18 protein-coding genes are annotated in these 15,637 nt (G+C 50.4%); 13 read left to right on the top strand and 5 right to left on the bottom strand.

From position 1 onward, the window contains the following. The first annotated feature begins 24 nt into the window (after positions 1–24). Positions 25–867, top strand: coding sequence for a D-hexose-6-phosphate mutarotase (locus ACTZWV_RS07985; protein WP_444786038.1), 843 nt, complete (start codon positions 25–27; stop codon positions 865–867). Here the strand turns inward: ACTZWV_RS07985 and ACTZWV_RS07980 are convergent. Next, positions 864–1,058, bottom strand: coding sequence for a hypothetical protein (locus ACTZWV_RS07980; RefSeq protein WP_444786037.1), 195 nt, complete (start codon positions 1,056–1,058; stop codon positions 864–866). The genes ACTZWV_RS07985 and ACTZWV_RS07980 overlap by 4 nt on opposite strands. Positions 1,059–1,135: 77 nt before the next feature. Continuing rightward, positions 1,136–1,441, bottom strand: a complete 306-nt coding sequence (locus ACTZWV_RS07975) for a hypothetical protein (protein WP_444786036.1) — start codon at positions 1,439–1,441, stop codon at positions 1,136–1,138. Between the two features lie 362 nt (positions 1,442–1,803). Between ACTZWV_RS07975 and ccoN the strand changes: the two genes are divergently transcribed. From ccoN to ttcA, 11 genes are all read left to right on the top strand, one after another. After that, positions 1,804–3,231, top strand: coding sequence for a cytochrome-c oxidase, cbb3-type subunit I (gene ccoN, locus ACTZWV_RS07970; protein WP_444786035.1), 1,428 nt, complete (start codon positions 1,804–1,806; stop codon positions 3,229–3,231). A gap of 10 nt (positions 3,232–3,241) precedes the next feature. Beyond that, entirely contained in the window at positions 3,242–3,853 is a 612-nt protein-coding gene (ccoO, locus tag ACTZWV_RS07965; RefSeq protein ID WP_444786034.1) for a cytochrome-c oxidase, cbb3-type subunit II, read from the top strand. A gap of 5 nt (positions 3,854–3,858) precedes the next feature. Continuing rightward, positions 3,859–4,038 (top strand): cbb3-type cytochrome oxidase subunit 3, encoded by a 180-nt coding sequence (locus ACTZWV_RS07960; RefSeq protein ID WP_173500741.1) that lies wholly within the window; start codon positions 3,859–3,861, stop codon positions 4,036–4,038. Beyond that, entirely contained in the window at positions 4,031–5,014 is a 984-nt protein-coding gene (gene ccoP / locus ACTZWV_RS07955; RefSeq protein ID WP_444786033.1) for a cytochrome-c oxidase, cbb3-type subunit III, read from the top strand. The genes ACTZWV_RS07960 and ccoP overlap by 8 nt, the downstream gene beginning before the upstream one ends. An 87-nt stretch (positions 5,015–5,101) precedes the next feature. Beyond that, positions 5,102–5,587 carry a FixH family protein gene (locus ACTZWV_RS07950; protein WP_444786032.1) on the top strand — a complete coding sequence of 162 codons (486 nt, stop codon included), beginning with the start codon at positions 5,102–5,104 and terminating at the stop codon, positions 5,585–5,587. Positions 5,588–5,599: 12 nt separating this feature from the next. Beyond that, entirely contained in the window at positions 5,600–7,981 is a 2,382-nt protein-coding gene (locus ACTZWV_RS07945; RefSeq protein WP_444786031.1) for a heavy metal translocating P-type ATPase, read from the top strand. After that, positions 7,978–8,157: a cbb3-type cytochrome oxidase assembly protein CcoS gene (gene ccoS, locus ACTZWV_RS07940; protein ID WP_444786030.1), complete on the top strand. Its 180-nt coding sequence runs from the start codon at positions 7,978–7,980 to the stop codon at positions 8,155–8,157. The genes ACTZWV_RS07945 and ccoS overlap by 4 nt, the downstream gene beginning before the upstream one ends. After that, the gene (locus ACTZWV_RS07935; protein WP_444786029.1) at positions 8,154–8,834 is read left to right on the top strand and encodes a sulfite exporter TauE/SafE family protein; all 681 of its coding nucleotides are present in this window, start codon (positions 8,154–8,156) and stop codon (positions 8,832–8,834) included. The genes ccoS and ACTZWV_RS07935 overlap by 4 nt, the downstream gene beginning before the upstream one ends. Before the next feature lie 39 nt (positions 8,835–8,873). Further along, positions 8,874–9,590, top strand: a complete 717-nt coding sequence (gene fnr, locus ACTZWV_RS07930) for a fumarate/nitrate reduction transcriptional regulator Fnr (RefSeq protein WP_444786028.1) — start codon at positions 8,874–8,876, stop codon at positions 9,588–9,590. Positions 9,591–9,681: 91 nt separating this feature from the next. Next, positions 9,682–10,614, top strand: a complete 933-nt coding sequence (gene uspE, locus ACTZWV_RS07925; RefSeq protein WP_444786027.1) for a universal stress protein UspE — start codon at positions 9,682–9,684, stop codon at positions 10,612–10,614. Between the two features lie 79 nt (positions 10,615–10,693). Next, positions 10,694–11,620: a tRNA 2-thiocytidine(32) synthetase TtcA gene (gene ttcA, locus ACTZWV_RS07920; protein ID WP_444786026.1), complete on the top strand. Its 927-nt coding sequence runs from the start codon at positions 10,694–10,696 to the stop codon at positions 11,618–11,620. Between the two features lie 13 nt (positions 11,621–11,633). Here the strand turns inward: ttcA and ACTZWV_RS07915 are convergent, their stop codons facing one another. Next, entirely contained in the window at positions 11,634–12,281 is a 648-nt protein-coding gene (locus tag ACTZWV_RS07915) for a DUF2987 domain-containing protein (RefSeq protein WP_444786025.1), read from the bottom strand. Between the two features lies 1 nt (position 12,282). Beyond that, a complete protein-coding gene (locus ACTZWV_RS07910; RefSeq protein ID WP_444786024.1) occupies positions 12,283–13,146 on the bottom strand; it encodes a glucosaminidase domain-containing protein in 864 nt (287 codons plus the stop codon). 245 nt (positions 13,147–13,391) lie between these two features. Here ACTZWV_RS07910 and ACTZWV_RS07905 point away from each other — a divergent pair, with 245 nt between their 5' ends. Then, positions 13,392–14,606 (top strand): pyridoxal phosphate-dependent aminotransferase, encoded by a 1,215-nt coding sequence (locus ACTZWV_RS07905; protein ID WP_444786023.1) that lies wholly within the window; start codon positions 13,392–13,394, stop codon positions 14,604–14,606. Positions 14,607–14,639: 33 nt separating this feature from the next. On the opposite strand, the gene ACTZWV_RS07900 is transcribed toward ACTZWV_RS07905, so the two are convergent. Then, positions 14,640–15,578, bottom strand: a complete 939-nt coding sequence (locus ACTZWV_RS07900; protein ID WP_444786022.1) for a cation diffusion facilitator family transporter — start codon at positions 15,576–15,578, stop codon at positions 14,640–14,642. Between the last annotated feature and the right edge of the window lie 59 nt (positions 15,579–15,637).

Here is a 15,637-nt window from a genome sequence, read left to right as displayed (position 1 = left end):
GCTTTATCGTCCGGGAGAACAAACATGGTAGAGACAGCCATTAGCCAGCAAACCGGCTTTGCTCATTTAACCGACCTGCCCTGCATTAAATTGCAGTACGGTACCGCCAGCGCTGTTGTTTCGTTGTACGGTGCTCAGGTGTTGTCGTATCAACCGCAGCCCGGCAAAGAACTGCTGTGGCTATCGCCAAAGGCACAATGGCATAACCAGACGGCTATCCGCGGCGGTGTGCCGGTATGCTGGCCCTGGTTTGGCCCGGCAGGCGCAGTGTTTAACCCCGCGCAAGACGCCTTGCCAAATCATGGTTTGGTGCGTAACCGGCTGTGGCAACTGATACAGCAACACAGCGGCCCAACTGCTGCCAGCGTGACGCTGATGACAGAGCTTGATAATCTGCCGTACTACAGTGGTAGCGTTAAGTTGCAACTTTGTTTGACCTTAACAGACAGCCTGAGCATAGCGTTAAGCTGCAGTAGCCAGATGCCGCAACAGGCAGCTTTACACAGTTATTTTGCGCTGGATAATATAGCGAACGCTGCAGTGCGGCCGTTGCCGGACAGTTATTACGACAAAGTCAGCGACAGCATGCAGCAAAACAGCAGCAAGGTCGTGCGGATAACCAGCGAAACCGACCGCATCTATCCGGACAGTGCCGCCCAATTAAGAATGGACAGTGACAGCAGTCAACTGGCCCTGACACAAACAGGCCATGATGCAACAGTAGTGTGGAACCCGTGGCAAGAAAAAAGTGCCGCTACTGCAGATCTGGCAGCAGACAGTTACCGGCAGTTTATTTGTGTTGAAACAGCAAGACTGTCCAGCGCCGCAGCTACGCTGGCGCTGACCCAGCAAATTAAAGCGCTTTAAAAATCAACGCCTTTTAAGAACTGTTTCAGATCCTGCTGCGGGTAACCCAGTTGCCCCAGCAGTTCCGGCACTTCATCCATTGGCATAAACACATTTTCAAAGTGCTCGATAATGCCATATACATCTGCACCTTGATCCTTAAGGTGCTGCGCGGTCGCCAGGTGAATATTGCGTACAAACTCGCTGGTCATTTGCTTAACTCCAACTTATTTTTTGCCGCCTGATAGTGGCTATTTTTTAAGCAAAGCTCAAGCAGTAATTTCGCATTTTAACGCCAACTCGACTGAAACTGTTGTTTTAGTATGCGTTTTTCTCCATCGGCAAAAATCAGTTCTAACTCAAGTTGCCACTGCATGTCCGGGTCGCTGCAAGCACCCAGTAAAAACTCTGCCTGCCACAGTTTACCCTGCTGACTGAACCGAAGCGGTATTTGCCCCATATACATCGATACCCCCGTCAAATTGCCACGAACCGCCACTACATCTGCCGCCGTTAGCTGTAATTGCAGCGGTGTTTCTACCGGCGCATTGCCGGGCGTAAGCTGCAGTTGCAACTCAGCGTCGTTTAGCAACATAAGAGATAAAACGGGCGCTTTGTCCGTTGGCTGACAGCCAACAAGGCAGATAAACACCAACAAAAACGGGTAAAATAGCCGCATAACCAACCAGTAAACACAGAATATCGCCGTATTGTACGCGGTTTTAATGAAAAGCTTCAAACTGCGGCTACACTTGGTTGTTTAGTGAGCAATGACTTTGTTCTAAATCATAAAACGGGCTGTTTTACCTATCTTTTCAGGGGTAAAACCCTTAATATGCAGCCCCAAATTGGCAGGGAAAACATTGCAAACATTGGGTGTATTATCCTGCCTATAACAAGAATGGCTGCGCAAACAGCCTGTATCAGTAACCAGCACTAACTGCAGCGGAACTCAACATGAGCCAGACCAAATCGTTAAATGTTGACTACAACTATCGCGTTGTCCGCCTCTTTGCCTTAACCACCATTTTTTGGGGGATTATCGGCATGGCGGTGGGCATGTTAATCGCGGCCCAATTATATTGGCCGGCATTAAACTTCGATACGCCCTGGTTGACCTATAGTCGTCTTCGTCCTTTACACACCAATGCGGTAATTTTCGCCTTTGGTACCAGCGCCCTGTTCGCCACCAGCTATTACATAGTGCAACGCACTTGTCAGGTGCGGTTGTTTGCAGAAAAGCTGGCCATGTTCACTTTCTGGGGCTGGCAGGCAGTTATTGTTGCCGCTGTGATCACCTTACCGATGGGTTTAACCAGCAGCAAAGAATACGCCGAGCTGGAATGGCCAATCGATATTCTGATTACGCTGGTGTGGGTATCCTATGCCATCGTATTTTTCGGTACTTTGGTAAAGCGCAAAACCAGCCATATTTACGTGGCAAACTGGTTCTTGGGCAGCTTTATTCTGACGGTAGCGGCATTGCACATTGTTAACAGCATGGCGATTCCGGTTAGTGCGTTTAAATCGTACTCTATTTATGCCGGTGCTGTGGACGCGATGATCCAGTGGTGGTACGGCCATAACGCGGTAGGTTTCCTGTTAACTGCCGGCTTCCTTGGCATGATGTACTACTTTGTTCCTAAGCAAGCCGGTCGTCCGGTGTATTCATACCGCTTGTCTATAGTGCACTTCTGGGCGCTGATCGCGCTGTATATTTGGGCCGGCCCGCACCATTTACACTACACTGCCCTGCCGGACTGGACTCAGTCATTAGGTATGGTGATGTCGGTTGTGCTGTTTGTACCAAGCTGGGGCGGCATGATCAACGGTATTATGACGCTGTCCGGTGCCTGGCATAAGCTGAAAACCGACCCTATTCTGCGCTTCTTAATTGTGTCGCTGTCGTTCTACGGTATGTCGACCTTCGAAGGCCCGATGATGGCAATCAAATCAGTAAATGCGCTGTCACACTACACAGATTGGACCATCGGCCACGTACACTCAGGTGCTTTGGGTTGGGTTGCGATGATCTCAATCGGTGCGATTTACCACTTAATTCCTGTGCTGTATAACCAGGGCCGGATGTACAGTATTTCACTGATTAACACCCACTTCTGGCTACACACCATCGGCGTAGTGCTGTATATCGTGGCAATGTGGATCTCCGGTATTACTCAGGGCATGATGTGGCGCGCAGTGAATACCGACGGCACCTTAACTTACAGCTTTGTGCAAAGCCTGGAAGCGTCAATGCCATTTTACCTGATGCGTTTTATTGGTGGTGTTTTTGTCGTGGCAGGTATGTTGCTGATGGCGTACAACGTTTACAAAACGGTGCGCGCTAAAGATGAATCACTACAACCTGTACCAGCAGCAGCGTAAGAGGTAAATCATGTCAAACAAGAATCATCATGACAAAATTGAAAGAAGCGTTGGCCTGCTGGCAATACTCAGTATCGTGGCCATCAGCTTTGGTACTCTGGTGCTGATTACGCCACTGTTTTTTATGGACGAAACCACCCAGCCGGTCGATGGCATGGTGCCTTACACGGCACTGCAGTTGGAAGGCCGTGACATTTACGTCCGCGAAGGCTGTGTTGGCTGTCACAGCCAGATGATCCGGCCGTTCCGTGCAGAAGTAGAGCGTTATGGCCACTATTCTGTTGCCGGTGAAAGCGTATGGGATCACCCTTTCCTGTGGGGCTCCAAACGTACCGGTCCGGATCTGGCCCGCGTTGGCGAGCGTTACAGTGACGACTGGCATTATGCACACCTGATGGATCCACGCTCTGTGGTGCCGCAGTCTAATATGCCGGGTTTCCCGTGGTTGGATAAAAACCTGCTGGACGGTAAACACACTGCCCGCAAAATGGAAGTATTACAAAGCTACGGTGTGCCTTACAGCGAGGAAGATATCGCCGGTGCAGCAAGTGCAGTTCAGGGTAAAACTGAAATGCAGGCCCTGATTGCTTATTTGCAATCGCTTGGCACACACCTGAAGTAATGCCCATGGAATACGCAACGATACACAGTATTTTTACCGTGATTTTGTTTGTCGGTTTTATTGCCTTCGTGATCTGGGCATACAGCAAAAAGCGCAAAACCGATTTTGACCAGGCAGCAAACTTAGTGTTTGACGACGAACAAAAAGCGCAACAGAAAACCAAACAGGAGTCCGATCATGAGTAGCTTTTGGAGTGCTTGGATCATAGTGTTAACCCTTCCGGTGTTGATCGGCTGTGCAATACTGCTGACCTGGAACCTGAAGAATTATGTGGGTGTGCCTGAAGATCAAACGACCGGCCACGAAGTAGACGGTATCTCTGAAATTAACAACCCGTTACCGCGTTGGTGGACTTATATGTTCGTGCTAACACTGGTGTGGTCAGTGTTTTATCTGGCGGCTTATCCCGGGTTAGGCAACTTTAAAGGCTTTTTAGGCTGGACCAGCTCTAACCAGGGCATTAAGTCGCTGGAAGAGTCACGTTTAGCGGTAGCTAAAGCCGTGGAGGAAGGCCGTAACGTAGAGCTGGACCGTGAAATGGTACGAGCCGATGAAGTTTATGGTCCGGTATTCCAGCAGTTTGCCAAGCGCGATGTGTTAGACCTGGCCTATGACGATGCTGCCATTAAAATCGGCCAGCGTTTGTTTCTGCAAAACTGTGCGCTGTGCCATGGCTCAGATGCCCGTGGTCAGCAAGGCTACCCTAACCTGACCGATAATGACTGGTTGTACGGTGGTACGCCGGACAAAATCAAAGAAACCCTGTTATACGGTCGTAAAGCGGCAATGCCGGCTTGGTTTGATGCATTAGGCGAGCAAGGTATTAAAGAAATGACGGCCTATGTGTTAAGTCTGTCCGGCCGTGCTGTAAATGACCGCGAGGCTGAAGCCGGCAAAGCTAAGTTTGCCCTTTGTGCCGCCTGTCATGGTGCGGATGGCAAGGGCAGCCTGGCGCACAACCTGCCGTTTGGCGCGCCCAACCTGACTGATAATATCTGGTTATACGGTGGTTCTGCCGGTGCAGTAGAAGAAACGCTGACCAAAGGCCGTTACGGTGTAATGCCGGCCTTTAAGCAAACCCTGGGCGAGGATAAAGTGCATATTCTTACTGCCTATGTTTACCGGTTGGCCCATCCGGAGCAAAGCGCTGCTGCGCAATAATCCGCTTTGAGTGGTAATTTATAAGCCCCGTTTCGGGGCTTCTTTCTATGCGTTTGTGTAACGCTATATCGTTTTTGTGAGGTGGTAATGCAGCAAGATACAAAACCCTGGTATAAGCAGCTGTGGCCATGGATTTTAATTGCTATTCCTGTAATTACCGCACTCAAAGCAGTGCATACGGTAATAGTAATGCAACAGCACTCACCGGATTTGGTGGTCGACGATTACTACAAAGCAGGCCGTGCTATTAATATGCAGTTAGCAAAATATCGTGAAGCGCAGCTGCGTAACTTAGAAGCGCATGTGCTGGTAGCCGGTAATCGCGCGGTAGTACGTTTTGCGAAAAACAGTGTGCTCGAAGGTGAAATTCATTTGGATTTTTACCACCCCACCCTGGCCGACCGCGATTTCGCGCTGGATGCAGAACGCAGTGGTGAACTGCTGTACGTAGCAACCCTGCCGTTAACCCCAAATGGTAAATGGCGGTTGGTAGTGTCTGATGCGTCAAAAGACTGGAAGCTGCGTGCGACGCTGGAACTACCGGCAACCACTGAAATTAAGCTTGGCTACTGACAAGGCGGCTAAGTGAGTACAGAGCGCTGCTTTCATTGTAATGAGCCGGTTCCTGCCGGTTTTCACTTTAGCCGTGAGTTCGACGGCCGCACGCGGTCTTTCTGTTGTGCCGGCTGTTTAGCCGTGGCCGACACCATTATCAGCAGTAATTTGGCAGACTATTACCGGTTTCGCACTGAACCTGCGGCTAAGGCTAATGCCATGCCGGACAGCCTGCGCGCAGAGCTGGCCAATTTTGATGCACCGGACGTGCTGGCCGACGTTAGCCGTAAACAAGGTGAACTAACCGAAATTGAGCTATCGCTAAGTGGTATCAGCTGCGCAGCCTGCGCCTGGTTAATTGAAAAACAACTGCGCCAATTGCCGGCAGTACACCAAGTTAATGTTAACTCCACCACCCAGCGCTGTCACCTGGTCTGGCACTCAGAGCAAACACCACTTAGCGAAGTGCTCGCCAGCCTGACTAAAATAGGCTATCAGGCCAGCCCTTTTATAGCCGATAATGAAGAACAACAGTTTAAAGCTGAGCTCAGCCGGTTTTTAAAACGGCTGGCGGTATCCGGCATTATGTCGATGCAGGTGATGATGCTGGCGGTGGCGCTGTATTTTGGCGATTACAGCGGTATTGAGGCCTCGCATCAGGGGTACCTGCGCTGGATCAGCCTGTTTTTAAGCTTGCCGGTGGTGTTGTATGCCGCCCTGCCCTTTGTTAACAGCGCCTGGCGTGGTATTAAAGCACGCCAACTAAACATGGACGTGCCGGTAAGCCTGGCCATTTACTACACATTTTTTGCCTCAGCCTATGCCACGGTGTTTAACACCGGCGAAGTGTATTTTGAATCGGTTTGTATGTTTACCTTTTTACTGCAGTTGGGTAAGTTTTTTGAATATCGCGCCCGCGCCCGGGCGCGCGAGGCCACCGGCAATCTGCTGAAGATTATGCCGGTAAGTGCCACTTTATTGGTAAACGGACAACAACAGATTGTATCGGCCAGACGCTTACAACCGGGCGATACGATTTTACTAAAGCCCGGTGAAACCATCGCCGCCGACGGTGACGTGCTGCGCGGCCAAAGCTCGGCCGACGAGTCGATGTTAACCGGTGAATATCGCCCGGTTGCCAAAACTATTGGCGACAAGGTGCTGGCCGGCAGTATTAACCATGATGGTTTATTAGAAATCAAGGTAACAGCAGCGCTGGGTGCATCACGTTTAGGCCAAATTATCAGCCTGCAACAGCGCACACTAAGCCAAAAGCCGGCGGTGTTGCAAAAAACCGATACCCTGGCACGCTATTTTGTTGAACGGCTGCTGCTTATTGCGGCGGCGACTTTTGTGCTGTGGTATGTCTGGCTCGACGCCGACCGCGCCTTTTGGGTAACCTTGTCAGTGCTGGTTGCCACCTGCCCCTGTGCACTCAGCCTGGCCGCTCCCACTGCCGTCACCTGTGCCCTTGCCCGCCTGAACCGGCGCGGCGTACTGATTAAAAATTCCGCCGTACTGGATGTATTGCCACAACTAAGCCATATAGTGTTTGATAAAACCGGTACTTTAACCGAAGGCCGTTTTTCGCTCAGCAGCGTTGAAATGTTAAGCCAACAGTATAGTGAAAGTGAGGCGCTAAACCTGATCGCTAATTTAGAGGCATACTCAGAGCACCCTATCGGGCGCGCGTTTAGCGGCTATCTTAGCGCCAAAGTATCACTGCAAGATGTGCATATTCAGGTAGGTGCCGGCATCAGCGCTACTTATGCTGGCCGGCAGGTTAAAGTAGGCAATGCGGCATTTTGCAACGTAAAGCATCACCGTGACGCTATGGTTTATCTCAGCATTGATGATAACGAAATAGCCGCTATTGGCTTGCAGGATGCACTACGCCCTGAAGTGCCTCGCTTGCTGGGCGCACTGCGCCGGCACGGCTATCAACTGATCATGCTGACCGGCGACAGCTCTGCCCGCGCGGATGAGCTGCAACAACAATTGCAGTTTGACCTGATGGTAAAAGGCTGTAACCCGGAGCAAAAAGTAGCTGAAATTACCCAACTGGTTGACGCCGGCCACAAGGTGCTGATGCTGGGTGATGGTATTAATGATAACCCGGGCTTTCATGCTGCCCATGTCTCAGTGACACTGCAAAGCGGCAGCGATTTGTCTAAAAACCAGGCCGATGTGGTATTGTTACAACCCAGTATCGGCTTATTGGCAGAGCTGCTCAGTGGCAGTAATCAGGCGCAGCGTATTATTCAGCAGAATCTGCGCTGGTCAGTGGGCTACAACTTGTTGATCATTCCGCTGGCGGTGGCCGGTTTTGTTTCGCCTTATATCGCGGTGCTGGGTATGTCGTTCAGCTCATTGCTGGTGGTGTCTAATTCATTAAGGCTGCTGAAAAAATGAGTGTGATTTATGTGCTGATCCCTATCGCTATTTTGTTTGTGCTGATTGGCCTGGCCGTGTTTTTCTGGGCTGTACGCAGCCGGCAGTTTGAAGACCTGGATAAAGAGGGTTTCAGTATCCTGTTTGATGAAGCAGAAAAAGCCCCGACTGAGAATAACGATAAGTCGCAGCCATGAATGCTGATTTGCTGGCGGCCTTATTGATTGGTTTTATTGGCAGCAGCCATTGCTTAGTGATGTGCGGCGGTATTGCCGGCGCCCTGCAATTGTCGATGCCATCGCAAAGCCCCGGCCGTAAACTGCAACTGCAACTGCAGCTGTTGCTAAGCTTGGGGCGACTGACCACCTATGCATTATTCGGCGCTCTGGTCGGCTACTTTGGCGCCGGCGCTATGCAACTGGCCGGCGCATCGCTGCTATGGCTGCGGCTGTTGGCAGGCTTGCTGTTGCTGATGATGGCACTGTATATCAGCCGGTTGTGGTTTGGTTTAATCCGTTTAGAGCAACTGGGGCAAAAGCTGTGGCGCCATGTGCAGCCGGTTGCCACCAAACTGCTGCCGCTTAACAGTGCCGCTAAGGCTTACAGTTATGGCCTGTGTTGGGGGGCCCTGCCTTGTGGTCTGGTGTACAGCACCCTGGGCTGGAGCCTGGCCAGCGGCAGTGCAATACAGGGTGGATTACTGATGTTGAGTTTTGGTATTGGCACCTTGCCGGCAATCTTAGTGACCGGTAGCGCCGCCGGTATCCTGAGCAAACTGAAAAACACCTTATGGCTACGCTACAGCGCGGCACTTATGTTAGCAATTTATGCCGGTTATACGATTTGGCTTGCTATCCGCCGGCTGGTTTTTTAAGCTGGCTATGTTGGAATTTCCGCAAAAGGTAAAAACACCATGATGCAACGCTCTGCAATAAATTGTCAGGACTGCGGCTTTAGCCAGCTGTGTTTACCCTTTTCATTAAACGATGCTGAACTGACGAAGCTGGATGACATTATTCAACGCAAACGGCCATTGCATAAAGGGGATATGTTGTTTGAAGCCGGCAATACACAAAAGTCGTTGTTTGCTATTCGCACCGGCTCATTTAAAACTTTTACCCTGACCGATCAGGGCGAGCAGCAAATTACCGGCTTTCATCTGCCGGGCGATATTGTTGGCTTTGATGGTCTGCATAATCAGTTGCACCCCAGCTATGCCGAAGCGTTGGAAACCGCCATGGTATGCGAAATTCCGATGCCGAACCTGGACATGCTGCTTGACCAGTTACCACGCCTGCGCCAACAAATGATGCGGCTAATGAGCCAAGATATTCAGGCCGATCAGCAAATGATGCTATTGCTGAACCGTAAAACTGCCGAACAAAAACTGGCAACCTTTCTATCACAACTGGCGCAACGTTTTGCCAGCCGTGGTTTTTCCGCTACAGAGTTTCGCCTGACCATGACCCGCAGCGACATCGGTAACTACCTCGGTCTAACGGTAGAAACCATCAGCCGCTTGCTGAGCAAACTGGATAAAGAACAACTTATTCAGGTAGATGGCAAACTTATCACCTTAAAAGATCAAGCTGCCTTGAGTAAACTGGGCTCCCTTACAGCGCATTGTTAATGCCCCCGGCTTTGACCTGGCGCAAGGTTTAGCCCGGCAAAGCAGGCTAATTTGGCTACACTTAAGTAAAGTTTTTACTGTGGAGCCTGATATGTCTGCTTATAACAATGTGCTGGTGGTGCTTGACCCTACCGTAGATCAACAAAAAGCCTTAAACCGCGCCGTGCAGTTAGCCCGGCTGCAAAGCTGTAAATTAACCGCTTTTTTATCGGTCTACGATTTCTCCTACGAGATGACCACCATGTTATCCGGCGAGGAGCGCGAATCGATGCGCCAGGCAGTGATTAAAGACCGTGAGCTGTGGATCAGTGACTTTTTGGCGGCCCCCCGTGCCGGCGGCATTAATATCGATATTAAGGTGGTATGGCACAACCGGCCGTTTGAAGCGGTAGTACATGCGGTGCTGGAAGATAACTACGACCTGGTTATTAAGGGCACCCACGACCATGATGTATTGAAATCGATGATCTTCACGCCAACCGATTGGCATATTCTGCGTAAATGTCCCTGCCCTGTATTACTGGTGAAAGATCATGACTGGCCGCAGGGCGGTAATATTATTGCTGCGGTTAACGCCGGCAGCGAGCAGGCACATCATCTATCGTTAAATCAACGCGTAATAGCCAAAGCCGGCCAAATGGCGGCCATGCTCAGCGCCCACACTCATTTGGTCAATGCCTACCCCGGCACCCCGGTTAATATTGCTATCGAAATCCCTGAGTTTAATCCGCAGGAATATAACAGCACAATGAAACACCACCATATTGATGCAGTGACAAAACTGGCAAAACAATTTGATATCGACAGCAGCCGTTGCCATGTGCAGGAAGGCATGCCCGAAGATGTGCTACCGACAGTAGCCGGCGAACTGGATGCTGAAATGGTGGTGATAGGCACTATAGGCCGCACCGGGTTATCGGCTGCCATTATCGGTAACACCGCCGAGCATGTCATTGACCGGCTGGATTGTGATGTACTGGCAGTTAAGCCGGCGGATTTTGTTTGCCCGTTACAGAAAGACTGAGTTTTACTGCTGCACCGCTTTGGTTATGGCGCGCGCTTAGCTATAATGTGCGCCATTTTTGTTTCCGGTAACAGTGGCTATGACTCACGCAGCGCAAGCTAAAGCTCAATATAATCTGAATAAACTTCATAAACGCCTGCGCCGCGGCGTGGGACAGGCTATTGCCGATTTCAATATGATTGAAGAAGGCGATAAAATTATGGTGTGTTTGTCCGGCGGCAAGGACTCTTACACCCTGTTGGATATTTTGCTTAATTTACAGCAGTCTGCGCCAATCAACTTTGCTATCGTAGCGGTTAACTTAGATCAGAAACAGCCGGGCTTTCCGGCGGATGTGTTGCCTGCTTACCTAAGCGCTATTGGTGTCGACTTTACCATTGTAAACGAAGATACCTACAGTATCGTTAAAGAGAAAATTCCCGAAGGTAAAACCACCTGCTCACTGTGCTCGCGCTTGCGCCGCGGTATTTTATACCGGACCGCCAAAGAGCTGGGCGCCACCAAAATTGCACTGGGCCACCATCGTGATGATATGCTGGAAACACTGTTTTTGAACATGTTTTATGGCGGCAAGATGAAGTCAATGCCACCTAAGCTGGTCAGTGATAATGGTGAACATATCGTGATCCGGCCGCTGGCATACTGCAAAGAGAAAGACATTGAAAAATATGCTATCACCCGTGAGTTTCCGATTATTCCGTGTAACTTATGTGGTTCTCAGGATGGCTTACAACGCCAGGTGGTAAAAGAAATGCTGCAGGACTGGGACAAACGTTTCCCGGGCCGCATAGAAACCATGTTTCAGGCGATGCAGAATATAGTGCCATCGCACATGATTGATAAAACGCTGTTTAATTTTGCCGGCCTGACAAAAGATACTGAGCTTAGCGAGCGCGATACCGCTTTTGATAAAGCAGCCATACCCGCTATCCCGGTTGGCTTGACGGAAGATGACGAGCTGTCAGCTCAGCAGGACAATCCGGCGCAGATTATCGCGTTAAGTTAAAACGCCGTGCAGCTCACTGCGCTGCGCTGTCGATTAACGGCAGCAGATACATCGGCCGCTGACTGAATTGCCAACGGCTGTCTGCTGCTAAGCTGCTGTTAAGATGAATATAACAGCGCTTATCACTGCACTGTGTTGCCTGTGCCGCCCCTGCCGTCATCTGTGGCGGTGTTACCACATCGGCAAACTCGACAATTACCCCGCTGACATCCGGCAACCAGCGTTTGCTGATACCGGCCATATCATCCAGCAGTACGTCAAATTGGCTGCGATAGTGCTGTATCTCCTGCAGCGTTAACTCCGGCGCAAGGCGCATACGCGAACGCAGGCGAAATTGCACCTGGCATGGCTCGGCATTATCGGCCAGCAGCACCTGCAAAATGGCATTGCTGTCTTTTAACGCTTCATCGTACGGCAAACTGATTTCGCCATTACCGGCTATATCCAACTTTATCTCGTGCCGGTCACTTTTCAGGCCCAGGCCATAGTATTTACAGGGCTGGCCGCTGCGCTCACCAATCAGCGCAAACGCCAACGTAATATCACTGTACTCAGGCTGCTGCAGTTTTTTCATCCGCTGATAAAAACTGTTGTAGTTCAGCAGTAAATCGGCAGACACTGCTGCCGGCAACAGCAGCATCAGGGCGGCAATAAAACGCATATTATTCTTCCAGTAATTTGCGGTTAAAGCGGATCATGCCGCTTATTTCAGCGATATAATCTTCACCGCGTTCAGAGTACGAGCCAAGCCCCGCCGCCAGCGCCACACCACTTACCGGTTTACCTTCAGCACGCAAACGGGCGCGTATTGCCCGCAGTGACTCATAAGTATGAAAGGTATTTAAGTTGTAAAAGTAACTCTTAATACTGGCCGCAGGGTTGGCAAATTTTGCCACCTCATGGCTTTGCCCTTCCAGACGCGACAGCGGAACTAAACCGCACCCCTCGCGAAAACACCACTGGCCGAAAAAATTATAACCCTCTACCGCAAAACGGCTGGTACCCCAGGCCGATTCATTTGCTGCCTGCATTAACACCAGAGTATCGGGAATAATATCGACCCGCTTCAGCAATTCCTGCAGCATGCTTTGGTCAGTTTCCGCCACTTCCATGCGAAACTCATCGTATAAGCTGTATAAAAACGCATATTCCTCCAATGAAATACGCAGCTGTTTTTCTTTTTTCTCTTGTATTTCAATTAACTGCCGCCGCAATGAGCGCAATCTGGCATTCTCGCGTTTTACATAAGGTCGTAAGTAATTAAAAAATGCCCGTTTTCTGGCGGTAGTATCGCTGTATTGATTGAAGTCCGGTAAGGCAACAAACGGCGGTGCGGCAGAAGTATAGGCCAGGCGCTGCAAAACCTTTTTCTTATCAGCATCATTTAGCGCGGTGATCCGTGACGGCTTTTGCCAGTCTTCCAGCGAATCTAACTGCTGCACCGGCTCCAGCTCGGTAAAAGGGCTGATAAATGCCAGCACCACGACTAACCAAAAAACTGTAATAATGATTTTTTTCAACAACATCCATCACCTGTGAGTTACTCATCTTGCTGCAGCAATTTTGCTGTAGCAGTAACCTGTTTGTTATAACAGAGCGCGGCATTTTACCTGTGCCCGGCTATTTATACGACCAAAAACTGCTTTTGGTTAGTTTTTTTGCAAAAACACAGCGCCATCCATTGCAAAGCGGCGACAGTTATGTGAAAACAGGTAGCTACAGCTATATAGCTGTCCGGACGGATAAAAACGGAGACATTAAGGTCGTTGTTATGAAACCCATTGAGCGCTCAACAAAATTAGACGGTGTCTGTTATGACATCCGTGGTCCTGTAGCCCAGGAAGCCAAACGCATGGAAGAGGAAGGCCACCGCATCCTCAAATTAAATATCGGCAACCCGGCGCCCTTTGGTTTTGAAGCACCGGACGAGATCCTAAAACATGTGATCCATAACCTGCCTACAGCCCAGGGCTATTCCGACTCACAAGGCATTTACCCTGCACGGGTGGCCGTGGCGCAGTATTATCAGCAGCGCGGTATTTTGGGGGCTGACGCCGATGATGTCTATATCGGCAATGGTGTGTCTGAGTTAATTCTAATGTCGCTGCAGGCACTGCTGAATAACGGCGATGAAGTACTGGTACCCTCACCCGACTATCCGCTGTGGACCGCAGCGGTGAATCTGGCCGGTGGTAAAGCGCTGCATTATCGCTGCGACGAACAGCAGGACTGGTACCCGGATCTTGGCGATATTAAAGAAAAAATCAGCAAGAAAACCAAAGCTATTGTGCTGATAAACCCGAACAACCCCACCGGGGCGGTGTACGACAAAGCCTTTTTGCTTGAACTGCTGAAAATTGCCCGCGAACACCGTTTGGTGGTGCTAAGCGATGAGATCTACGACAAAGTCTTGTATGACGGCACTGAGCATGTCAGTACCGCCTCGCTGGCTGACGATTTGATTATGCTAACCTTCGGTGGCTTATCGAAAAACTACCGCATTGCCGGGTTTCGTGTTGGCTGGTTATTTATTTCCGGTGCAAAAAGTCTGGCGCGTAATTACATCGAAGGCCTGAACGTACTGGCGTCAATGCGGCTATGTGCCAATGTGCCGTGCCAGCACGCAGTACAAACCGCGTTAGGCGGCTATCAAAGCATTAACGAGCTGGTGGTGCCGGGCGGACGTTTATATGAGCAAATGGATTTAGCTCACAGGCTGGTGACGCAGATTGACGGCATAAGCTGCATGCGGCCTAAAGGCGCCATGTACTTGTTCCCAAAAATTGACCGCAAGAAATTCCGTATTAAAGACGACGAATTATTTGTGCTGGATTTTCTGCGCCAACACAAAGTACTGCTGGTGCATGGCCGCGCCTTTAACTGGCCGGAGCCGGATCACTTTCGCATCGTGTTCTTACCGCATAAAGAACAGCTGGAAGCTGCCATTGGCAAACTGGCGCAGTTCTTACCCGGCTACAGCCAATAATCTCTTTACCTGCAAGGCAGCCTGGCTGCCTTTTTATTTTGCGTCGCGACAGGCCTCACCGCTGATTTCAAATTCCACCGTGGTATGGCTCAGTTGATAAGGTGCCAGCACTTCGGCTATCTGCTGTTTGTACGCCAGTTGCCGCTCCAGCTCTATTGGCGTGGCAATTTCAACATGCATTGTCAGCACATGCTGTTCACCATCGAGTGACCACAGATGCAAATGGTGAATTGATTTTACAAAGTCCAGTTCAGCCAACTGCGCACTGATCCGCTGTTGCAGCGCCGGGTCCGGTGTTACCTGTAAAAACAGCGCCAGCGTTTGGCGCAGGCTTTTCAGCACATTGAGCAAGATGAACAGCGTAAAACCAATGCATAGTACCGGGTCAAGCCAGGCCCAGCCGGTAAAGTACATCAGTACAGAACCCAGCAGCACGGCAACCCAGCCCAATACATCTTCCAATAAATGCCAGCTGAGCACCTTTTCGTTTTGGGTTTTGCCACCGCGCAAACGCAGCACTGCAGCACCATTAACAGCAACACCTAAAATCGCCAGCACAAACATGCCGCCCACATGCGGCAATTGCGGCTGCCATAAGCGTGGTATGGCTTCAGACAGCACCCAGGCCGAGCCTAACAACAAAATAAGACCGCTGATTAGCGCACTAAGCAGCGACCAGCGCCGGTAACCATAGCTGTAATGCTGTGTTGGCTGTTTTGCTGCCACTTTGCTGGCAATCCAGGCAAAGGCAATAGCCAGGCTATCGCCTAAGTCATGAATGGCATCGGCAATAATCGCTACGCTATTGGTTAAGATCCCGCCGACAATCTCAACTAAGGCAAAGCCGAAATTAAGCCAAAACGCCAACGCGATATTGCTGCTTTCACTGTGATGCGAATGGTGGTGGCCATGGTGGCTGTGGCCATGCGAGTGACCGCTGTGCGAATGCTTGTGTTGTTGCGGTGCTGCCATAAGTAAGTGCCCGGAGTTATGCTTGTCCAGCATAAGAGCAAAACCGCATTGATACAATC

It is taken from the genome of Rheinheimera sp. NSM (assembly GCF_052380015.1).
GTDB lineage: Bacteria > Pseudomonadota > Gammaproteobacteria > Enterobacterales > Alteromonadaceae > Alishewanella.
The sequence above is the reverse complement of the archived record's forward strand: the minus strand, read 5'-3'. Positions and strand labels throughout refer to the sequence as shown.